The organism is Robbsia sp. KACC 23696, assembly GCF_039852015.1.
GTDB lineage: Bacteria > Pseudomonadota > Gammaproteobacteria > Burkholderiales > Burkholderiaceae > Robbsia.
In genome coordinates, this window is sequence record NZ_CP156626.1 from 882320 (window position 1) to 902958 (window position 20639).

At 63.5% G+C, this 20639-nt stretch carries 18 protein-coding genes, 1 tRNA gene and 1 pseudogene; 7 read left to right on the forward strand and 13 right to left on the reverse strand.

Features of this window, described 5'->3' with window-relative positions:
- Positions 1 to 16: 16 nt before the first annotated feature.
- Positions 17 to 1129, reverse strand: coding sequence for a signal recognition particle-docking protein FtsY (gene ftsY, locus ABEG21_RS03565; protein ID WP_347556607.1), 1113 nt, complete (start codon positions 1127 to 1129; stop codon positions 17 to 19).
- Between the two features lie 488 nt (positions 1130 to 1617).
- Here ftsY and ABEG21_RS03570 point away from each other — a divergent pair, with 488 nt between their 5' ends.
- From ABEG21_RS03570 to ABEG21_RS03580, 3 genes are read left to right on the forward strand one after another with little or no spacing between them, the layout of a single operon-like run.
- Positions 1618 to 3042 (forward strand): pitrilysin family protein, encoded by a 1425-nt coding sequence (locus ABEG21_RS03570; RefSeq protein WP_347555902.1) that lies wholly within the window; start codon positions 1618 to 1620, stop codon positions 3040 to 3042.
- A complete protein-coding gene (locus ABEG21_RS03575; protein ID WP_347555903.1) occupies positions 3039 to 4436 on the forward strand; it encodes a pitrilysin family protein in 1398 nt (465 codons plus the stop codon). Before ABEG21_RS03570 ends, ABEG21_RS03575 begins: the two co-directional genes overlap by 4 nt.
- Positions 4437 to 4489: 53 nt before the next feature.
- Positions 4490 to 5185, forward strand: coding sequence for a nitroreductase (locus ABEG21_RS03580; protein ID WP_347556608.1), 696 nt, complete (start codon positions 4490 to 4492; stop codon positions 5183 to 5185).
- Here the strand turns inward: ABEG21_RS03580 and ABEG21_RS03585 are convergent.
- Positions 5182 to 6435, reverse strand: coding sequence for an acetyl-CoA C-acyltransferase (locus ABEG21_RS03585; RefSeq protein ID WP_347555904.1), 1254 nt, complete (start codon positions 6433 to 6435; stop codon positions 5182 to 5184). The genes ABEG21_RS03580 and ABEG21_RS03585 overlap by 4 nt on opposite strands.
- A complete protein-coding gene (locus ABEG21_RS03590) occupies positions 6432 to 8114 on the reverse strand; it encodes an AMP-binding protein (protein ID WP_347555905.1) in 1683 nt (560 codons plus the stop codon). The genes ABEG21_RS03585 and ABEG21_RS03590 overlap by 4 nt, the downstream gene beginning before the upstream one ends.
- A 233-nt stretch (positions 8115 to 8347) precedes the next feature.
- Here ABEG21_RS03590 and rsmD point away from each other — a divergent pair, with 233 nt between their 5' ends.
- From rsmD to ABEG21_RS03605, 3 genes are all read left to right on the forward strand, one after another.
- On the forward strand, positions 8348 to 9070 hold the full coding sequence (rsmD, locus tag ABEG21_RS03595; protein ID WP_347555906.1) for a 16S rRNA (guanine(966)-N(2))-methyltransferase RsmD: 723 nt from the start codon (positions 8348 to 8350) through the stop codon (positions 9068 to 9070).
- A 58-nt stretch (positions 9071 to 9128) separates the two neighbouring features.
- Positions 9129 to 9623, forward strand: a complete 495-nt coding sequence (gene coaD / locus ABEG21_RS03600; protein WP_347555907.1) for a pantetheine-phosphate adenylyltransferase — start codon at positions 9129 to 9131, stop codon at positions 9621 to 9623.
- A gap of 387 nt (positions 9624 to 10010) precedes the next feature.
- Positions 10011 to 10526, forward strand: a complete 516-nt coding sequence (locus tag ABEG21_RS03605) for a DUF3757 domain-containing protein (RefSeq protein ID WP_347555908.1) — start codon at positions 10011 to 10013, stop codon at positions 10524 to 10526.
- Positions 10527 to 10583: 57 nt separating this feature from the next.
- Here the strand turns inward: ABEG21_RS03605 and ABEG21_RS03610 are convergent, their stop codons facing one another.
- Positions 10584 to 10859 (reverse strand): hypothetical protein, encoded by a 276-nt coding sequence (locus ABEG21_RS03610; RefSeq protein WP_347555909.1) that lies wholly within the window; start codon positions 10857 to 10859, stop codon positions 10584 to 10586.
- A pseudogene (locus ABEG21_RS03615) lies at positions 10856 to 11183 on the reverse strand (tlde1 domain-containing protein). Before ABEG21_RS03615 ends, ABEG21_RS03610 begins: the two are co-directional and overlap by 4 nt.
- Before the next feature lie 352 nt (positions 11184 to 11535).
- Here ABEG21_RS03615 and ABEG21_RS03620 point away from each other — a divergent pair.
- Positions 11536 to 11826, forward strand: a complete 291-nt coding sequence (locus ABEG21_RS03620; protein ID WP_347555910.1) for a YfhL family 4Fe-4S dicluster ferredoxin — start codon at positions 11536 to 11538, stop codon at positions 11824 to 11826.
- Between the two features lie 145 nt (positions 11827 to 11971).
- Here the strand turns inward: ABEG21_RS03620 and ABEG21_RS03625 are convergent, their stop codons facing one another.
- The 8 genes from ABEG21_RS03625 to ABEG21_RS03660 form a co-directional block, all read right to left on the reverse strand.
- Positions 11972 to 13351: a serine hydrolase gene (locus ABEG21_RS03625; RefSeq protein ID WP_347555911.1), complete on the reverse strand. Its 1380-nt coding sequence runs from the start codon at positions 13349 to 13351 to the stop codon at positions 11972 to 11974.
- 232 nt (positions 13352 to 13583) lie between these two features.
- The gene (gene pth / locus ABEG21_RS03630) at positions 13584 to 14165 is read right to left on the reverse strand and encodes an aminoacyl-tRNA hydrolase (protein WP_347556609.1); all 582 of its coding nucleotides are present in this window, start codon (positions 14163 to 14165) and stop codon (positions 13584 to 13586) included.
- 206 nt (positions 14166 to 14371) lie between these two features.
- Positions 14372 to 14992 carry a 50S ribosomal protein L25/general stress protein Ctc gene (locus ABEG21_RS03635; protein ID WP_347555912.1) on the reverse strand — a complete coding sequence of 207 codons (621 nt, stop codon included), beginning with the start codon at positions 14990 to 14992 and terminating at the stop codon, positions 14372 to 14374.
- Between the two features lie 144 nt (positions 14993 to 15136).
- A complete protein-coding gene (locus ABEG21_RS03640) occupies positions 15137 to 16102 on the reverse strand; it encodes a ribose-phosphate pyrophosphokinase (protein WP_347555913.1) in 966 nt (321 codons plus the stop codon).
- A 208-nt stretch (positions 16103 to 16310) separates the two neighbouring features.
- Positions 16311 to 16387: transfer RNA gene (locus ABEG21_RS03645), tRNA-Gln, on the reverse strand.
- A gap of 228 nt (positions 16388 to 16615) precedes the next feature.
- Complete coding sequence (ispE, locus tag ABEG21_RS03650) at positions 16616 to 17479, reverse strand: 4-(cytidine 5'-diphospho)-2-C-methyl-D-erythritol kinase (protein WP_347556610.1); 864 nt, start codon at positions 17477 to 17479, stop codon at positions 16616 to 16618.
- Between the two features lie 241 nt (positions 17480 to 17720).
- Positions 17721 to 18476 carry a lipoprotein insertase outer membrane protein LolB gene (gene lolB, locus ABEG21_RS03655; protein WP_347555914.1) on the reverse strand — a complete coding sequence of 252 codons (756 nt, stop codon included), beginning with the start codon at positions 18474 to 18476 and terminating at the stop codon, positions 17721 to 17723.
- Positions 18473 to 20614, reverse strand: coding sequence for a tetratricopeptide repeat protein (locus tag ABEG21_RS03660; RefSeq protein ID WP_347555915.1), 2142 nt, complete (start codon positions 20612 to 20614; stop codon positions 18473 to 18475). Before ABEG21_RS03660 ends, lolB begins: the two co-directional genes overlap by 4 nt.
- Positions 20615 to 20639: the final 25 nt, after the last annotated feature.

A 20639-nucleotide genomic window follows, 5' to 3' on the forward strand; every position in this document is an offset into this window, starting at 1 on the left:
TGTTGGTTGCGGCGTCTCAGCCGAGCAGCGCATCGGCGAATTCGACCGCCGAGAACGGTTGCAGATCGTCGACCGATTCACCGACGCCGATGAAGTACACCGGTACCGGGCGCTGCCGCGCGATCGCGGCGAGGATGCCGCCTTTCGCGGTACCGTCCAGCTTCGTGACGATCAGTCCGGTCAAGCCGATCGCGTCGTCGAACGCCTTGACCTGCGCCAAGCCGTTTTGCCCGGTATTGGCATCCAGCACCAGCAGCACTTCATGCGGCGCGCCGTCCATCGCTTTCGCGGTGACGCGTTTCACCTTCCGCAGTTCTTCCATCAGGTGCAACTGGGTGGGCAAGCGGCCGGCGGTGTCGGCCATGACGATATCGATCTTCCGCGCGCGCGCGGCATTCACGGCGTCGAAGATGACGGCGGCCGGATCGCCGCCTTCTTGCTCGATTACGGTGACGTTGTTGCGCTGACCCCAGACGACGAGTTGCTCGCGCGCCGCCGCGCGGAAGGTATCGCCGGCGGCCAGCAGCACGGACTGCCCGTATTTCTGCAGATGCTTGGCCAGTTTGCCGATGCTGGTGGTCTTGCCTGCACCGTTCACACCGGTAATCATCATGACCATCGGCTGTTCGCGGCCCAGCGTGATGGAGCGCTCCAGCGGCTTCAGCAGATCCACGAGCAGGCTGCGAAGCGCGGCCTTGACTTGCGAGCCCTCCGTCAGACGGTCGTTGCGGACTTTCTGGCGCAGACCGTTGATCAGGAATTGCGTGGCTTCCACGCCGGCATCGGAAAGCAGTAGCGCGTCTTCCAATTCCTCAAACAGCGCTTCGTCGACCTTGACCCCGACGAACAGCGTCGTCAGATTGGACGACGTGCGGGACAGACCGCCGCGCAGGCGTTGCAGCCAGGATTGCTTCGCGGCCGGCTCCGGCTCCGGCGGCGGTACGATCTCGAATACGTCGCGGACCGCCGGCGCGGGCGCGGTTACCGCGGCGACCGGGCTTACGCTCGCTGGCGGCACGGCTGCGCTGGGCGCGGCAGGTGCGGTTAGCGTGACAGGTGGTGCGGCAGGCATGACAGGCGCTGCAGCTGCGGCAGGCGTGACAAGCGTAGCAGGCGTCGGCGCGATGATCTGCGCCGCGGCAGGTGGGGCATCGAGCTGGCCGTTTGCCTCCGGAGCCGGGGCTTGCGCAGACGTGTCGCTAGCCGGTGCACTGGGTGCCGTCGGCACGACAGGCGGCGTCGGCACGGTCGGCACGAGAGGCGAACCGGCCGTCGGCGGCACGAACGCGGGTGCCGCAGCGGCGTGCGAAGCCTCCTGCGTCGGCGCGATGGACGGTGCAGGCGGCTGCGTCGGCGCCGTTACCGGGGCCGCGGGCGGCGGTGTGAAAACGGGCGGTGCGGGCGTGACAACAGGCACCGATGGCTGATGTTGCACATCGGCGTCGGTAACCGCGGGGGTAGGCTGCGCTGGCGCCTGTGGCGGCGTATCATCGCGCTTCTGTTCCGCGTTATCCTTGCTGTCCTGCTGAGAGCGGCCGAAGCGTTTGAAAAAACTGAACATTTGTGAAATCCGGAAAGCAACGCGCAAGCGCCCAGTATTCTAACAGAGAGGTAACGATGGATCTTGACGTCGCACTGGCGGAACTCGCTGTCGCGCCAGTTGCCGCGGGTGCGCCGTTGTCCGTGCATCGTTTGGATAATGGTCTGACGGTCTACGTACTAGAGGATCATCGGGCGCCGGTCGTGGCACATTCGCTCTGGTATCGCGCCGGGTCCATCGATGAGACCAGCGGCGTGACCGGCGTCGCGCACGTTCTCGAGCACATGATGTTCAATGGCACGAACCGATACGGACCCGGCGAATACGACAAGCAGATGCAGGCGCTCGGCGCGTACGCGAACGCGTTGACGTGGACGGACTATACCGCTTATACGGTGGAAGCGCCCGCCCGACATCTGGGGGCGGTGATGGCGCTGGAGGCCGAGCGGATGACGCGCCTCGCCATCGACGATGCCGAGTTCGCGCGGGAGATCCGCGTGATCATGGAGGAGCGCCGGCAGAGCACCGACGACGACCCGAGCGGGCTGCTCTTCGAGCAGCTGTATGCCACCGCCTTTCACGCTTCGCCGCAGCGCTGGCCGATCATCGGCTGGATGAGCGATCTCGAGTCGATGACGGCCGACGATGCCCGTGACTGGTATCGCCGATGGTATCGCCCGGAGAACGCCGTACTCGTGGTGGCCGGTGCCGTCGTGCCGGATCAGGTGCTGGCGCTGGCGCAAACGCACTATGGCGTCATCCCGAACGAGGCGTCGGCGCCGGTGCCGACGCGGCGTGCGCAGCGTGAACCCGAACAGGGTGGCACGCGACGCGTGGCGGCGCGCGCGCATGTGCCCACGCCGCAGTTGGCGCTGGGCTTCAAGGCGCCGCGCCTGCATCGGGCGCAGCCCGGCGGCACCGCGGAGCAGCAAGCCATCGACGAAGACGTTTTCGCGCTGGCGATTCTGGCCGAGCTGCTGGACTGGGGCCGCGTGCTGGAAACGGCGATTGTCCGCAAGCGTCGGCTGGCCGACGAGGCGTGGGCCTCGTTCGATTACCTGATGCGTGCCCCGGGGCTGTTTACGATCGGCGCAGTCTGCACGGCCGATGTCACGCCGGCCCGCGTCGAGCGCGCCTTGTGCGACGCGGTGGCGGCCGTCGCGCGCGATGGCGTCGACGAAGCGGCGCTGCAGCGCGTGCGGATGCAGATGATGGCGTCGCGCTTGTATCGCGCCGATTCCGTGTTCGAGCAAGCCGAGGAAGTGGGGCGCCTTGCAATGCTGGGTTTTGGCGACGATGCGCGTGCGATCGATGCGCGTCTTGCCGCGGTCACGGCGGCGCAAGTGCAATCGGTGGCGCAGCGTTACTTCAAACCGGAAACGATGACGGTGGCCGTGCTGATGCCCAACGATGACGGCGGCGACGATGCGGATGTCGCGGAAAACGAGCCGGCACCGTCACGCGTCGGAAAAGTTGGAAAAGGCGAGGGGACGGGCGGGTGATCGAACAGTGGACCAGTGCAAGCGGTGTACCGGTATTCTTCGTGCCGCGTCGCGAAGTGCCGATCGTGGATATCAATATCGACTTTGCGGCGGGTAGCGTATTCGATCCGCCAGGCAAATCGGGGCTGGCCGATCTGCTGGCCAGCGTGCTGTTGACGGGGCAGAAAGCCTACCGCGCGGTAGGCCCGTACGGCGACGAAACCTTGCCTGCCATGCGCGAAGAAGCCGCGGAGCATGCATTCGATCGCATCGGTGCAAAGGTGGCCGCGGACGCGCAGGCGGACCGTTTGTCGGTCGGACTGCGGGCCTTGTCGCATCCGGTGTTGCTGCGGCATGCGATCGCGCTGACCAGCGCGATGCTGGCGGTGCCGTCGTGGGCCGCGCGGCCGATCGCGCGAGAACAGGATCGCTTGCTGGCGTTCGCCGAGGAGCAATTGATCGATCCGGAGCAACTGGCGAACCTGCGTCTGACGCAGGCGCTTTATGGCGATCATCCCTATGGACGCCTGCCCGATGTCGAGAGCCTGGAAAATATTACGACGGCGGATCTGCGCGCGTTTCATCGGCAATATCTGACGCGCGATCGCGCGGTTCTCACGATCGTCGGCGATCTATCCGCCGACGATGCCAAGGCCTTGGCCGAGCAATTGGCCTTGGCGCTTCCCGCCACCGCACCGGGTGCGGACGTGTCGACAGTCAGATCGAAAGCGACCGTAATCGATGCGCCCTCGGTGATTCGAGGCGCCGCGCTCGACGCGGCGCTGGCCGATCTGCGCATCGACGCCGGGCCGTCGGCAAAAGCGGGCGAGCAATGGATCGCGCATCCGGCCAGTCAGGCGCATCTGCTGATTGGCGCCTTGACGCCGGGAATCGGGCATCCCGATTATTTTCCGTTGATGCTCGCCAATCGCATGTTTTCCTGGATGTTGAACGATACGGTTCGGGAGCGCTTGGGATTGGCATACGAGGTGTCCAGCACGCTGTATGCGTCGCGAGTGGGCGAGCATCGCATCGTCGTGAAGACGCGGGCGGATCAGGCGCGCCGCTGCGATCAGGCGATCCGCGATACCTTGCGTGCGTTTGTCGGCGATGCGCTGTCCGATCAGGCGATGCTGCAGGACCTCTATCTCCGAACGCGCACCGAAATGGTCGAGGGTCGGGATCTCGCATTGGATTCGAATGCGAAACTGCTGCGGCAGGCCGCCGACATCGGCTTCGAGGGCTTGCCGTTGAATCGTATCCAGACGTGGGTCGACTCGGTGCTGGAGGTGCGCTACGCGCAAGCGCGGGAGACCTTTGCACGCTGGATCGATCCGGCGCGTCAGGTGCGCGTCGTCGTCGGTGCCAGCGAGATCGCGGAGGAGGGAGTGTCGCGCGCGTCGGAGGCCGAATGAACCGACTGCCGGAAAGCGCTCTGTCCGAAAGCGTGCCGACGCAAAGCGCCGTCATGCCGCGCGGCGCCGACGCGCCGTTCGCGATCGATAGTGGCCATCCGCTGCTGACGCGGTGTTCGACTCGCCAGTTTCTGTCGACGCCCTTGCCGGACGGCATGCTCAGGCACTTGCTCGCCGTTGCGCGGCGCGCGCCGAGCGGTGCGAATCTGCAACCGGGCGAGATCGTTCACGTCAAGGGCGCGGCACGGGCGACGTTGAGCGCCGCCTTGTGCGACGCGCATCGTGCGGGTCTGCACGAGCCGGAAGACTACGGTTATTTTCCGGATCCGATGCCGCACACGCTGCGGCGACGCCAGGTGGCCGCCGCCCAGGCGCTGTATCAGGCGCTGGGCGTGGCCCGCGATGACGGCGTCGGTCGTGCCGAACAGTTCACGCGCAATTTCTGCTTTTTCGATGCGCCGGTCGCGCTGCTGGTGACGATCGATTCGAGACTCGGCGCGGGCGGCTATATGGACCTGGGCATGATGTTGCATGGCCTGATGGTCGCGGCGGAGGCCGAGGGCATCGCCAGTTGCGCGATTGGGGCGATGGCGCATTTCCCGCGCCTTATCCGTGCGTCCCTTGGGTTTCCGGACAGCCGCCTTCTGGTGTGCGGCATGGCCTTGGGTTATCGCGACCCGACGGCGCCGGTCAATACCTGTCGCACCGCCCGTCTCGCAGTCGACGATTTCTTTACCGAAATCGGCTAGAGGACAGCATCGTCGCGCGCGAGCAAGGCCGCGGCGCCCAGGCCGCCTGCGCCGGCAATCGCGGCCAGGCCGAGATCGCCGGTTTTCCCATCGCGGAGCAGATCCGTTGCCATCCGCACCAACGCGATCGCACCCGAGGCGCCGATGGGATGTCCACGCGCGATGCCACCGCCACGCCGGTTCAATTGCATCACGTCGATCCCCAATTGCTCGGCAAACGCGAACGCCTGGGATGCAAACGCATCATGCAGTTCGATCGTGTGCAATGCCTGCGCCGATAGGCCGTGGCGCTGGAGCAGCGCGTTGGCCGCCAGTCCCGCGGCGAGCATCGGTTGCTCGGGCTTTCCGCCCAGCGATTGGCCGCCGCGCCAGATAAGCCGCGGCGCGTTTGTCTGCGCCAAGTGGGCGCGCACCGTGTGGTGCGTCGATGCACGCATTAACACCACAAAGGCGGCACCGTCCGCGCGCGGCGATACCGCGATGCGACTTTGCGCATAGCGTGGGTCGTCGGCATCGATGTCGACGATACGGTCGCTTGGGCTGAGGCCGAGGCCATGTCCCAAGCCGTCCGCACGCATCGCCAGTGGCATCCGCGCGGCGCGTTCGGCGGTCAGCGTGCGGGGATAACGGTCGGCATCGATACCGGCGATGCGCACGATTTCATTGGCGCACTCGGCGGCATGGGCGCGTGCGCGGCCATGCATGGCGATCGCGTAGCGATCCTGTGCCTCGCGCGTCCATCGGCGCTGTCGGGCGTAGTCGGCGGCCGCCGCGAACAAGTCCGGATCGCGCGCCGGGTCGGGGGCGAACGCAGGACGTTCGTAGACGCGCGGCGGTTCGTGCGGATCATCGGAGCGGGCAGGACGATGGGCGCGGATCGGTGCGCGACTCCATGCTTCAACCCCGCCCGCCACGACGATCGATGCCGTACCCGACGCGATCAGGCCTGCACCGACGGTGACGGCATCCAGCCCGGCGCAGCATTGGCTGTCGAGGGAGAAGGCGGCGCAGGCGTCCGGCAGCCCCGCCGCCAGTGCCAGCATCCGCGCCGGATTGCCATTGGCCCCCAGCGCGTTGCCAGCCACCACGGTATCCACCTGCGCGCCGACGATTCCCGCCTTCGCCAGCGCTGCTAGGATGACCGGCGCGCCTAGCGCAGCGGGCGTCAGGTCGCCAAAGGCGCCATCCACGGGCACCACGGCACTGCGCGCCCAGCCGGCCAGAACGATGGGGTCGTCGATATCGTTCATAGCGGGCGCAGACTATCGGATGCTGGATCGGCCGGTTCAATGGTTTCGGTGGATCGTTGCGATCCGGCCGATGCTTGCGCGGCGATAGCGGCTTGCGCCGCACAGGCGCGATCGAGCCGTGCGGCCAGGGTCGGATGGTCGGTCTTGCCGCTGGTCGTACAAGGCCAGGCCGTGTTGTCCGTGCAGACAAAAAAGCGACGGGGGGTCTTGTAGGGTTCGAGCCGCGCACGGCACCAACGCGCCAATTCGGCGGCGCTGGGCGGCAGATCGGTGTCGCCATCGGCGATAGCGGCGCCAATCGTTTCATCCATTAGGGCGTTGTCCGATGGTCCCGCATTCTGTCGCCATCGGACGGCAGCCACGAGGGCACGACCGCGAATCGCGTCCGGCACGCCATGCACCGACGCATCGTCCACCCACGGATGCGCGCGCAGCACCGCTTCCACTTCCTCGGGAAACAGGTTCTTTCCTTGCGTTACGAGCATGCGCTTTGCGCGGCCGATCAAACACAGACGGCCGACGTCATCGAGATATCCGACGTCCCGTACCGACAACCAATCGCCTTGCGCGTCGCCCGTTTCCCGGACGGCGGCAGTGTCGTCGATTGTGCCTGCGGCAGCGGCATAAACGTAGTCGTTGAAGAGCATCGGGCTGCGCACGAAGATCAAGCCGGCGCCATCGGTGGACGGCGGTTGCAGTGGGGCGATGCGGAGATCGACCGTCGCGAACGGGCGTCCGACGACGGCACCAGGCAGCGCGTCGTCGGCATCGGTCCACGCGACGAAACTGGTTTCGGACGCGCCATAGAACTCGATGATCCGCGCATTCGGAAACAGCGCGCGCAGCGCGGGCGTCCGTTCGCGCATCCATCGCGCGCCGCTGATCATCACCAGTGTCACGCCTTCCAGCGGCGCCAGTTTGCGCCGTGCCGCCACGTCCAGCATAAGGGCCAATTGGCTGGGTACTGCGACCACGCAATGTTCCCCGTCACGCAGCGTCTGCAAAGCACGCGCAGCAGAAAATCGCGGCTGTAAGACGACCCCGGCGCCTGTCCACAGGCCCTGCAAGGCGCCGAACAGAAAGAGCGAATGGGACAGGCGTCCGGGACAGAACACGCGAGACTGGGCGCCTGGGCCGAATGCATCGAGCGCGGCGCGCAGGCTTTCCACCCAAGAACGATGATGCCGGCGAAACCCCTTCGGCAAGCCGGTGCTGCCCGAGGTGAAGCCGACGTAGAACGGTGTCAGCGGCGACGGTGCGGCTAGCGTCGACGGGGTATCGGCGAGCGCGTCGGCGAGGCGGCCGCGTACCGCTTGCGGCCAGTCGTCGTCGGCCACGGCGGCGGCACGTCCGCTATGGATGATCGCGAGAAAATCCCGTAGTCGCGCGATGGGGTCGTCGTGACTGGCCGCCGCTGCTGCCGTGCCGCCTGCTTCCGAATCCGCGGGGTCGCGCGCCAATGCGGTCTGCGCGTCCGTTTCCGGCGCGTCGGCCCAGAGCGCCGCGTCGAGCCACACATGCTGCGGCGCGGCGATGTCCCGCAAATAAGCCGCGCGGGCGCTTACCGCGCGATGCAGCGCGGCGAAGGTCAGTTGTCGGGTGCCGTCATCGAGCGCGATGCGGTTGGGGAACTGCGATGCCCAATGAGCCAGCGGCGCGTCCAGTGTGGCGAAATCCATCGCGATGACGGTGCTCCAAATGGCGAAAGTTGCCCATTATAAGGAAACCGTGGCGGCCGACAGCCGCGTGGATAAGCATCGCGCGCGGGTGGGTATTGCACGTCTCGACGCGTCCTTCCGACGCGCGTGCCGAGCGGCGCGACGCACCGTCGCCACAGGCGGCGAGGGTGCGACGGCCCGCGGCGCGCCGAACCTGCGATAATCCGGTTTTGCTTTCAGTGGACTTTCCTTACATGCCTCGTTCGTCTTCTCCCGGCAATGCGCCGTCGCGCGCCGGCGGCCCCGCCGCCAAAACGGGTGGCGCCGCGATCAACCGCCCGCGTGGCGTCGCGCAGCAGGTCCGGATTATTGGCGGACAGTGGAAGCGGACGCCGCTGGCAGTGATCGATGCCGAGGGGCTGCGGCCGACACCGGATCGCGTTCGTGAGACGCTTTTCAACTGGCTCGGACAGGATTTGAATGGCTGGCGCTGCGTCGATGTCTTTGCCGGCAGCGGGGCGCTCGGTTTCGAAGCCGCGTCGCGTGGTGCGGCCTTGGTACGGCTGATCGAGCGTCATCCTCGCGTCGCGGCGCAATTGCGCGCGGTGAAGGACAAGCTGGAGGCGCGCGGAGTCGACGTAGTGGAGGCCGATGGCGGGCGCCTGTTGTCGAGCATGGCGCCGGCCAGCGTCGATCTGGTGTTTCTCGATCCGCCGTTCGACAGCAGCGCCTTGCCGTCCGCATTAGTCGCGGCGGCGCGGGTCTGTACGCCGCACGGAAAGATTTATGTGGAGGCGCCGGTACCGCTTTCGCCGCTGCCGGTCAAGAAAAAGGGGCCCGCATCGCTGACGCTGGATCCGAACAGCCCGCTGGCGCAGGCATGGTCCACTTTGACGCGTGATGGATGGGAAGTGTCACATCAAGGTGTCGCGGGTGCGGTACATTATCACTTACTGCAACGCAGCACGACGAGCTGATCGTGCGCGGCATCACCGGTACAGGAGCGGCCTTGCGAGCCGACGCGGAGAAGAGACAATGATCATTGCGGTATATCCCGGCACGTTCGACCCCTTTACGCGGGGCCATGAAGATCTCGTGCGACGCGCCTCGTCGATGTTCGACCATTTGGTCGTCGGCGTGGCCGCCAGCAAGCGCAAGGGCCCCTTTTTCTCGCTCGACGAGCGTCTGGAAATTGCACGGGACGTGTTGGGCCACTATCCGAATGTGCAGGTGGAAGGGTTTTCCGGCCTGCTGAAGGATTTTGTTCGCAAGGTGAACGGACGGATTATCGTTCGGGGCTTGCGAGCGGTATCGGACTTCGAATACGAGTTTCAACTGGCCGGGATGAACCGGCATTTGTTGCCCGATGTCGAAACGATGTTCATGACGCCTTCGGAGCAGTATCAATTCATTTCGGGGAATATGGTCCGCGAAGTGGCGTTGCTCAGCGGCGATGTCAGTAAATTCGTTTTCCCGTCGGTGGAAGCGCGTCTGAAAGAGAAGGTCGCCAAGACCGATCTCGGCAACTGAAACGGCAAGGCCTGTTTTGGTCCGTTGCAGGCGACGCGTGTGCGCTGGCGGCGCCACCTGGCGCTGTCGATGCGCGCGAGGCCGCGCTTTCCGGGCCGTGGGCGCGCTGATAGATCGATGTTTCTGCCGTCATGGATAAACATGCATGACGGCTTGCTTTGTTATTACATCGTAGTCCTGATTATCTGCCTCGCCGTCGCGTGCTTTAACCGTCGACGCGTCTCCGATGCGGTGTGCCCTGGCCGAACGGTCAGCGTGAGTGCGCGCACTGCGCGCTCAGACCGGTGGACCTATCGAGGTTTCTGGGCTTAGCCTACTCTTTTGATGCTACCGATATCTATTGGAAGCACGTCACCGCATCGCGGTGCGGAAATAGAGAAACCGCCCTTGAAAGATTCGATCCGTTTTGCCACGATCGCCAGCGTGGCGCTTTCCGGCGCGCTGGGCTTCGCGTCGATCACGACGCAGGCGCAGGCGCCGACATCGGTACAGTCTCGCGTCGAACATTGTCCGCAGCTTGCGGACATGAAGAAGCTCGATGCAGTCGTTACGGCCCGAACGGCCAGCGGTCTCCAATGGGTCGGCGTTATGCAGTCAGATGCGCAAGAGGTTCGGCAGTTCCAGAAGGTGTGGATTCGCCCGCTCGATGATAAGAAACGCCATGCGGGGGCGACGGCGCCGAAACCCGGGATCAGCGAATTCGTCGGCTGTCGCTACGATCTGACCCGCGGTGGGTCCTTGTTGATGCGCCTGAGCGCTGGCCGCAGGGACGATGATCTCGTCAGCAAGATCGTACCGAGAGGCGAACGATGGAAGCGGGATGTGAGCGGGTGGGGCGATGTTCGCTATCTCTGCACCGGCGAACCACAAAAGTGCACGTTCTCGATCGCAGAGAGCCATTGAGGTGATGCTAGTTCGTCGGAAGGGCACGTCGGTCCAAGCCCGCGTTCGCGCTCTACGTCAGCGATATCCGGAACGTGTCATCGCGATGATGAGCGTCGACGCGATCCATACCAATGCGATTGCGATCAGCACACTAACCGCAGCCAATAAACCGAAGATCACGTTTTCTTCACCCTCGCTTCCAAATGCACCCGTTATGCGGAACAGCGGCGTCAATGCGCTCCACACGAGGGCGCTTACGATCCAGCGGGCGACGGCGTCGGAGCGCGTGATTCCCAGAAAGACGATCGGCGTAATGACCGCGACTAAGACAATACGTAGAACCGTTGTCATCGGACCTCGACCATACCGTAGTAGGGAATGCTGGTACCCGGTATCGTTGTAGGCTTTTGCGATAGGAGGTAGCGGCGTAATCGGTCGAATTGTGCCTGCGATATCAGGTAAATACATCCCTCACTGACACCGAAACGGCCGTTGGGGTGGAGTCGAAAATTTCCGCGCTTCCTTTGGAATCGGGCCATTACCGACGATGGCGGTCGCGTCGGGCTTATTGATGTATTTGTCCGTCCCGGAGAACGCGATGACTGCGCCGAACCCTTGGCAAACGAACATCGATGTCTTCTGCCCGTTTAATTGAAATATGCATTGCACAGGCATCACCGCTCCGATAGGAAGAGACGGATCATTATAGTCACGAAGCGGCGTGTCTATTGTCACCGGCATCGATTTTCAGACTACAAAAATAGATCGCATTAATGGGGCGGCGGCACGACCGTGCGCTTAGTGGCCGCTTCGATGAGCGCCTTTGCTATTGGACGGCAGGGGGACTGTGGCGCACAATATGGGATGCAGCAACGACGCGGGCAGTCGTGCCTACCCCGCGGTGCATGGTTGAACCGATGCGGGACGCGAGCATGTATCGCTTGGGACATGCGATGAAGCGATGATAATTCCCTCATCTTCTGAAGGTTTTTGACTTCTTGGACAGTAAAGAAAAAGTGGTGAACACGTGTCGCTCATAATCACTGACGAATGTATCAACTGCGATGTGTGCGAGCCGGCTTGTCCTAACCATGCGATCAGCATGGGGGTGGAGATCTACGAGATCGATCCGGACAAATGTACCGAGTGCGTCGGGCATTTCGATGAGCCGCAGTGCCAGATGTTGTGCCCGGTAGAATGCATTCCCCTGGATCCGAACCATGTCGAGTCGCGGGAAATGCTATTGCATAAATATGCGCGTTTGACGAAGCAGGACGCGCCGGAATCGCCGACAACCACGACCTCCGACGAGGCTTGATTTGTAAGCCCACGCGTGATCAAGTGGGCGTCATCATGCGAGCAGTGGGGCGAGGGTGTTACGCAGGCGATGCCGACCCGGTCAACGCGGCCGGGGATCATGTGCTGGTCGATTAGCCCCCTCTCATGTCGCGTGCCTGGCGGCACTACGACAGCCTCTGAATCGTCGCCCTCAGCAATGCCAGCGTCTGGATATTCCGTTCGGCGTACAGCAGATCCATCATGGGCCAGGCACTCAGTATCACCATGACGACATTGCTGACCGGGTCGATAAAGATCCGCTGTCCCATCAGCCCACTCGCGTAGAAGATCGGTGGTCGCGTATCGGCGGGACGGCCGGCGTCGTCCGGGCTGACAATCCACCATTGATAGCCATAACCGTGCGGCTCTTCTTCACTGACCCGGACAAACTGCCCAGGTCCACCGCCAGGTCCGCTGAAATAGGCGGATCGCGCCCAGCCTGGCGGTAAGATCGATTTGCCGTCGCGTCCTTTCGCGCCTGTCAGGATGAACTGCCCGAAGCGTCCAAAATCTTGCAATGTCGCACTGATACCGGCCCCGCCGATTTCAATCCCTTCCGTGGATTCCGATAGCCAATAGCCGTCGTAGGCCATTCCGGCCGGCTCCCAGATCTTTTCTTGCAGATAGGCATTCAGGGGCTGCCCCGTCGCGGCCTGGATCACCGCGCCCAGCATGATGCTATCGGGCGTGCTATAGCGAAATGCCGACGCCCCGGCGTCTTGGGAAAGTTCCTGTACTTGCTGAACCACCGCCGAGATCACATCGCCTTTTCGGCCGGCATTCAAGGTCAACATGGGTAGAAACACCTGCCCGAGACGCGAGATGTCCAGCTCTTGCCATCCGATACCGGATCGCATCCGCAGCAGGTTCTCGATCGGCACGTCGGCGTAGCGGCCCGTTGCGTCACGGCCTAGATAATGCGCCACCGATTGCCATAATGCCAACTGGCCGTCCTGGACGGCCGCGCCCGCCAGCGTCCCGGTAAAGGACTTTGTCAGGGAAAACGATGTCCATTTCGCGGTTTCCGTTTGCCCCATGCCGTACCGCTCGAGCACGACCTTGCCGTCTTTGAGTACCAATAGACCGGCAGTACGATTACGCGCCATGTAGTTGTCGACGCTTTGCGACTGTGCGTCATACGTATAGCGCAGATCGCTGAGATCGAAGCGGGGGTCCCGTTCCAATGCATCACCGCGGCAGCGGTTTTGCGCGATGGGACGCGTTGTGTGAAGCAGGTCGACGTTGCGGAAGGTATCGGCTTGATTCGTGTCGTCGCCTTCCAGAAAGGACTGCGCAAGGGTGGCTCGAACGGCGTCGACATCGACTGCTGGGATCGGCAGCGGCGGAAGACATACGTCGCGCAGCGCTTCGGTCACGACGTCCCGCTTGCTCCCAGAGCTGCCGTCCCCGCATCCTCCCAGCAGACCCAGAGTGCCTAATGCTGCCGCAGTGCCGACGGGGGCGATCGATCGCAGAAGTAAGCGCCGTTGTTTGGAATACGTCATATCGGACCTTTTTTATTAGCACTGCGAATAAAGAAGGGTTGCAATGACAGGAACAGCGATCGCTGCTGGCCGTGCCATCGCCCCAGACCTATTCAATCAGCGATAAAGGGCCAGTCCAATAGGAAAAAGTCTTGTTCTGTCTCAGGGATTTCCGCTAGCGTCGGCAGCCCGGGCGCGATCCGAGTCTCTGCGATCGGGCCGGCGAGAGGATGGGCCGTCTGACATGCCCCGCTTACTGGCGATGCAGCGTCATCATCGCTTTCTCCTGCTCGCCTTTGACGAAGGTGGGCAGGACGGCGCGGCTTTTATCGATCGATGCATCGATGTCTGCCTGTTCCTCGCGGCGCGGCGGTTTCAGGACGAAATTCGCGACATCGGGTTTGCCGGCCGAACCGGGTATCAGATCGCGCGGATGGCCAATGCCAATACGCAAGCGCCAGTAGTCCTGCGTCCCCAGCTTCGCGCTGATGTCCTTCAAACCGTTATGGCCGCCGCTGCCGCCGCCGCGTTTGAATCGCGCGATGCCAGGCGCCAGATCGAGCTCGTCGTGGGCGACGAGAATTTCATCGGGCAGAATCTTGTAGAACCGCGCCAGACCGCCGACCGATTGGCCCGACAGATTCATGAAGGTCAGCGGCTGGATCAGCCAGACCTCGTCGCCATAGAGCCGCGCGCGCGCCACCAGTGCATTGAAGCGTGGCTCGACACGCAGTGTCGCGCCCGCTTCGCGCGCGAGTTGGTCGACGAGCCAAAATCCGGCGTTATGCCGTGTGTCTTCGTATTCCGGTCCGGGATTGCCCAGCCCGGCGATCATGCGGATGGCAGCCACCACGCTCTCCTGAAAATAAAAAAACCCGCCGGCATGACGCCTGGCGGGTTCTGTCTACCGGCTCGCCCCTATGATAGCGGCGGAACCGGTGAAGGGGGAGGGAAGCCGGTATCGTGTTCGGCAGGGCAGCGCGAGCGCCCCGGTTGAGCCCGATACCGACGGCCAGGCACAAGGCCCGACCGACGTCGTGATTACGACGCTGCTGCTTCGCCGCCTTCGGTGGCGCTGGCGCCGTCTTCCGACTGCGCAGCTGCCGGCAAGGTTGCCGTGACGATGACCGGGTTTTCCTGTGCGAACGTCGGCGACAGTTGCACGCCGTTCGGCAGCTTGACGTCCTTTGCGTGCAACGATTGACCCAGCGTGAACGTCGCCATGTCGACCGAAACGAATTCCGGCAGGTTCTTCGGCAACGTGACGATGTCCAGCTCGTAGTACACGTGCGAGATCACCGCGCCGCTCAGCTTCACAGCCGGCGACGTTTCTTGGTTGATGTAGTGCACCGGCACCTTGGTGTGCAGAACCTTCGCTGCGTCGACGCGCATGAAGTCAACGTGCAGCACTTGCGGCTTGAACGGGTGGTATTGCACGTCGCGCAGCAACACTTGCTGTGCTTCGCCGCCGCTGACCTTCAACTGCAGGATCGATGCGTGGAACGATTCCTTCTTCAACGCGTGGAACAGTGCGTTGTGATCCAGTTCGATGACTTGCGGCTCGCCAACACCGTAAACGATGCCCGGCGTCTTGCCAGCGCGACGCAGGCGGCGGCTCGCACCCGTGCCCTGTACACTGCGCTCAAAAGCGATAACGTCCATCTTGTTTCTCCACAAACTGCCCGCGACCAGGCAGTGCAATGAATCCGTTAAGGATTCTCGTCAAAAAACGACGCGCCCCGCTTTCAGCTGAGTCGCGCCGATTGGTTCCATGCCGGCATCGTGCCGACATGGTGCAATACGATATCAGGGCAGCAGGCCTTCGCCGTCCTGGAACAAAGACAACACCGAATCGCCCCGGCGGATTCGCGAGAACGTCTCGGCCAGCAAGCCGGCGCTCGACAATGCGCGAATCTTCGAGCACGACCGCGATTCCTCGCTCAGCGGGATCGTGTCGGTAACAACGAGTTCGTCCAATTGCGACGCGGCGATACGGGTGGCCGCGCCGCCCGACAGCACCGGGTGCGTCGCGTAGGCGAAAACCTTCAATGCGCCACGTTCCTTCAGCACCTCGGCCGCCTTGCACAGCGTGCCCGCGGTGTCGACCATGTCATCCATGATCACGCAGTTACGGCCCTCGACGTCACCGATGATGTTCATTACTTCGGCAACGTTCGCCTTCGGACGACGCTTGTCGATGATGGCGAGTTCCGTGTTCAATTGCTTGGCCAATGCCCGGGCGCGCACGACGCCGCCGATATCCGGCGACACGACCAACAAGTTGTCGTTGTTGCGGCTGCGCAGATCGTCCAGCAGGATCGGCGTGGCGTAAATATTGTCGACCGGAATGTCGAAGAAGCCCTGAATCTGATCGGCATGCAGATCCATCGTGATGATCCGGTTCACGCCGGCGATCTGCAGCATATTCGCCACGACCTTCGCCGAGATGGCCACGCGTGCGGAACGCGGACGGCGATCTTGACGTGCATAGCCGAAATACGGGATGGCCGCGGTGATCCGACCAGCCGACGCGCGACGCAGCGCATCGGTCATGATCATCAGTTCCATCAGCGTGTCGTTGGTCGGCGCGCAGGTGGACTGCAGCACGAAGACATCCTTGCCGCGAACGTTTTCCTGGATCTCGACCGAAATTTCCCCATCGGAGAAACGACTGACCGTAGCCTTGCCCAGTGGCAAGCCCATGATCTTGACGACTTCCTGGGCAAGGTGCGGGTTGGCATTGCCAGTGAAAACCATCAGGCCTTCGTTCATCGTTTTTACACTCGGGGGGGCTTTGAAGGAGGCAACTCGGGCGGACAAGCGCTGGTGCTGAATGCCTGCGTCACCTGAAAGGCTGACGTCTTGCTTTTGCTTCGTCATCGGGCGGGCCGAAGATCTGACTTGGGAACTTATCGAGCAACGGGGCCATGTGGCCCCGTTTTTTCAGACTGCTGTCATTGCTCGATGAGAAGAATTCTTTTGGCAGGGGAGGAAGGACTCGAACCCTCGCATGCCGGAATCAAAATCCGGTGCCTTGACCAACTTGGCGACTCCCCTACGTACTGCTCCCGGCGCGATGCCGGTTACCGCTTTATCGAGACAGGACGCCTATACAACGGCACTGTTCGATATGTTCTTTTGTGTGTTTCCGAAGCCGCGTTTGCGTTCGTTCAGATCACTCAAGAGCCCTGCATTATAGGTGGGTTTTTCGTATCCGTCTAGCGTTTTCGCTAAATTTTTCTCAAAACCCGATCCAACGCCTGCGTTACTTCGTTCGGTAGTGCTTTACAGCGGGTGGTTCGCCATACCGGGCGCCACAATGCTGAACCACGATGCCGACGACGATTGCGCTTGCAATGCCGCTTGGGCTTCCCTCGCAGCGTGTTCGCTGGCAAATGCCGCGAATACACTCGCGCCGGATCCCGACATCCGCGCCGGCGCGAAAGCAGACAAACTGACTCTGGCTTCCGCAACCATCGCGTACTGTTTTTCCACCGCAGCTTGCATGTCGTTCCAGCCGAATCCGTAGATTTCAGCGGCACTGGCACCTGAGCTCGCATCAGGAAAGTCCGCAATTGTGATGGCTTTCGTGCTCCGTGTCAAATGCGGCGATGAAAATATTTCTGCGGTCGATGCATGCACCGGCGGTGTCACGATCAGAAACCATGCTTCGGGTGTCTGCACTGGCTGCAGCAGCTCGCCCACGCCCTCGGCAAAGGCATTGCGGCCGTAAACGAAAAACGGGACATCGGCGCCCAGTTTCAGGCCGAGGCCCTGGAGCGTCTCTCGCGACTCGCCCAGCTCCCAGAGCTGATTCAGGGCGAGCAACGTCGTCGCCGCGTCGGAGCTGCCGCCGCCCAGCCCGGCACCCATCGGAATGCGTTTCTCGACGACGATGTCCACGCCGTAATGGCTGCCACGATACGTTTGCAGCAGGCGGGCGGCGCGGACGGTGAGGTCCGTCTCGGGATCCACATCGGGCAGGGGCGTCAGCAGGCGAATCTGACCGTCATCGCGTCGTGCAAAGTGCAGGGTGTCGCCCCAGCCCACCAACTGAAACACGCTTTGCAAGGCGTGATAGCCGTCCGGGCGTCGGCCGGTGATGTGCAGGAACAGGTTCAGCTTTGCCGGCGCCAGACAGTCCGTCATCGTGCGTGCCGCGGCAGGCAGCAAAGCCCGCAGCGCAGGGTTGGGTGCGGCGATGTCCGTGGTGGACAGCACAGGACGAGCGGGGGAGGGCGGCAGCGTGGTCATGAGGGAACGACGAGGTAAGAAAAGGCAGCCAGCGAGATGGGGCGGCAAAACGGGCAAGCGCCCCATCGTGTGATTCGGCGATGGACACACATCGGCATCTTACCGCCGACATGGCGCCATGGGCACTCGCGCACGCTCAGGGGTTCAGAACGATCCGGACGTCGAGCGGTGCGTTCGATGGCGCGTCGATCCGAGTCAGGTTCATCCGACGAACCGAAGGCGCCTGCGATGTGGCAGCGCCGGCGCCAGCCGTCCGCGTGGCCGGCGGCGCGTCGCTCGGCGTGTCACCGAAAGCCAGATAATCGATACGCCATCCGTCCTGGACAATCTGGGTGATGCGGCCTTGCGCATCCCGGACGATCTGCGCATGCGATTCCGGAGACGGACTGTCTTTCAGCCAGTACCGCATGCCGGAGACCGGCAACGGAAAACCGAGCGCCCCGCGCATCAGGTCCTCGACATTCGTCGCGGTGCGTGGCTGCTGGTTCGGCAGCTCGAGCGTCGCCTGTGTCGGCGTGCTGCCGACGATGGCCAGCGTGCTTCCCAGAGGACTACGCAGCGATAGCGTCACTTCGTCACCCTGTTCCAGCCAGTCGAAATTGCCGTAGGCGTTCTGCACGCGCTGATTTTGATCCGCGTACCGGACCGAAAAGCGCCCTTGGAACGCGCTGTGCGCCGTCGTGCGCGCCGTAGGGGCGAGCGTTTTCTGTTGCGGTGGGGTTTGCGTCGCGCAGCCGGTCAACAACGCCGCGACACTCAGGCAGGCAATCGTGCAGGTCGACGCGAGCCGGTGCGTCAGGCCGCTTCGGCGCGAAAGGGTGGAGCGGCCGGCGCGGGCACCGACAGTGACGCCATGCGCAGCGGAGCGGTGATGCAGAAACGAACCCTTCATTCGATCGTGACCTTCAGGCGCGACATCACGCCCAGCAACGTGTCATTGGTCGGATCGAGCTGCTGGGCACTGCGCAGCACCTGGCGTGCATCGTCCTGCTTGCCTTGGCTCCACAGCACTTCGGCCAGATGCGCGCCGATTTCCGCATTTGGCTGGATCTGATAGGCGCGCCGCAACAGCGTCACCGCTTGATCCTTGTCGCCGAGCTTGAACTTGATCCAGCCGGCGCTGTCGGTGATATAGGGATCGCCGGGCGCCAAGGACATCGCCTTCTGAATCAGCTTGTCCGCTTCGTCCAGGCGCACGCCGCGGTCCGCCAAGGAGTAGCCGAGCGCGTTATACGCCTGCGCATTCGTCGGATCGAGCTGGATGACGCGGCGTAATTGCGCTTCCATGACGGGATAGTGCGCGTTGCGCTCCGCCGCCATCGCGTAGTCGTAGACCAGATCGGGATCGTTCGGCGCCAGTTGCACCAACGCCGAGAGTCGCTGTTCGGCCTGGTCGTACCTGCCGGCCTGCATCAGTACGCCGGCATCGGCGCGACCCAATGCCACTGCTTCGCGCGCGGTGCGTGGCGGGATGCTCGACAACAAGGCATCGGCCTGGTCATAGCGTTTTTGCTGCGTCAGTAGTTCGGCGCGACCGATCTGGGCCGGCACGAATTGCGTACTGTTGACGTCGACTTTCTGCAGCCATCCATCCGCTGCCGTGAAATCCTTGCGTTCGGCCGCGATCTGCGCCAGATACAGATAGGCGGGACCGCCGTCGAGGTGCCGAGTCAGCATGCCGTTGGATGCGCCGTTCTGCCCCGCTTGCGTCTGTGCGGCGGCATTGAGCTTAGCGGCCTGATCGGCATACTGCGTGAAGTACTTCTCCGCGTCGCCTTGCTGCTTCAATTGCATGCTGAGCAGGCCCAACGCGAACAACGGCGCCGGGTCAGAGGGATTGGCCCGATGCAGCGTCTCGAATTGCTTGCGGGCCGGATCGACCTGGTTGTCGGCCAGATACAGCTGGGCCAACAGGAAGCGGGCATCGCGGTCTTTCGGATGCTGCTGCACGAAACCCGACACCGACGCGATCGCATCATGCCGCGCATCGGCGCTCAGCTGCGCGAGCAGCAGGGCGGCCGGCGCGAAATCCGGTTTGACTTTCAATGCGGCATCGAACGATTTGCGCGCGCCGGGCTGATCGTCGGCCAGCAACTGCTGCCGCCCGATGGCGGTCGAGGCTTCCGGACGATTCATATCGTCTTGCAGCAGCTCGCGCAGCACCCGCACGCCGCCGATATGATCCGGGCCGCGCCCGACCAGTTCCTGCAAGGACATGATGGCGGCGCCCCGATCCGAATCGGGCACGGCGGCCAACTGACGGGCGAGCAGCGGCTTGGCCTCGTCCAGATAGCCATTCAATACCAGCAGCGTGGCATCGAATTGGGCCGCCTGGTCCGAGTGCGGCGCAAATTGGTGCCACAGACGCGCGGCGGTCAAGGCATCGCTCGGGCTCTGTGCGCTGACGGCGATTTCGGCGGCGCGTTGCGCCATCCGCGGATCCTGCGTCGAGCGCGCAAGCGCGAGATAAGTCTGGTAAGCCGGCGCCGCCTGGCCGCGTTGCAACGCGACTTCCGCCGCCAGCACCTGGAAGACGATCTGGCTCGAGAGTTCGCGATTCGGCAGATCGACCGTGTCCGACGCGGGCAGGCGCTGGCCGGCCGGCATCACCACCGTCGTCGCCGGCGCTGCCGCACCACCGGGCATCGGCACCGTTGTCGGGTCGCTGTCGCCATCGTCGTCGTCCGCCGGCGCGGCTTGCGCCGGCGTCGCGCTGCCTTGCGCCAATAGCGGCACGCCGGCGTGCCCGAGAGGCGACGCCGAGGCGCCCACCGCCGTGCCCTGCGTCGATCCCGCAACGGCGCCGGCGGCAAAGGCGGCGTGCGCGGCGAGACCGCTCAGCGCCGTGGCGGAGAGGGCCGTGACGGCAACGGCACGTACGAGCCTGACGATCCGGCGCAACGCGAAACGATCGGCCATCCCGTTTGTAGCGGGGGCGGCAATCGCGTCGACGTCATGGTCCGGACGGACGGCATGGCGGATCTGCGCAGCCTGCAGCGCTGAAGGGTGTATCGCGGGGAACGGAGACATGGACGAAGCATCCTGATGCGTCATT

Coding starts and splice junctions, on each gene's coding strand:
- ABEG21_RS03570 (WP_347555902.1), top strand. CDS start 1,618: ATGGATCTTGACGTCGCACTGGCGGAACTCGCTGTCGCGCCAGTTGCC.
- ABEG21_RS03625 (WP_347555911.1), bottom strand. CDS start 13,351: ATGACGTATTCCAAACAACGGCGCTTACTTCTGCGATCGATCGCCCCC.
- rsmD (WP_347555906.1), top strand. CDS start 8,348: ATGCCTCGTTCGTCTTCTCCCGGCAATGCGCCGTCGCGCGCCGGCGGC.
- ABEG21_RS03635 (WP_347555912.1), bottom strand. CDS start 14,992: ATGGACGTTATCGCTTTTGAGCGCAGTGTACAGGGCACGGGTGCGAGC.
- ABEG21_RS03640 (WP_347555913.1), bottom strand. CDS start 16,102: ATGAACGAAGGCCTGATGGTTTTCACTGGCAATGCCAACCCGCACCTT.
- ispE (WP_347556610.1), bottom strand. CDS start 17,479: ATGACGGACTGTCTGGCGCCGGCAAAGCTGAACCTGTTCCTGCACATC.
- ABEG21_RS03585 (WP_347555904.1), bottom strand. CDS start 6,435: ATGAACGATATCGACGACCCCATCGTTCTGGCCGGCTGGGCGCGCAGT.
- lolB (WP_347555914.1), bottom strand. CDS start 18,476: ATGAAGGGTTCGTTTCTGCATCACCGCTCCGCTGCGCATGGCGTCACT.
- ABEG21_RS03590 (WP_347555905.1), bottom strand. CDS start 8,114: ATGGATTTCGCCACACTGGACGCGCCGCTGGCTCATTGGGCATCGCAG.
- ABEG21_RS03610 (WP_347555909.1), bottom strand. CDS start 10,859: ATGACAACGGTTCTACGTATTGTCTTAGTCGCGGTCATTACGCCGATC.
- ABEG21_RS03580 (WP_347556608.1), top strand. CDS start 4,490: ATGCCGCGCGGCGCCGACGCGCCGTTCGCGATCGATAGTGGCCATCCG.
- coaD (WP_347555907.1), top strand. CDS start 9,129: ATGATCATTGCGGTATATCCCGGCACGTTCGACCCCTTTACGCGGGGC.
- pth (WP_347556609.1), bottom strand. CDS start 14,165: ATGATCGCCGGGCTGGGCAATCCCGGACCGGAATACGAAGACACACGG.
- ABEG21_RS03660 (WP_347555915.1), bottom strand. CDS start 20,614: ATGTCTCCGTTCCCCGCGATACACCCTTCAGCGCTGCAGGCTGCGCAG.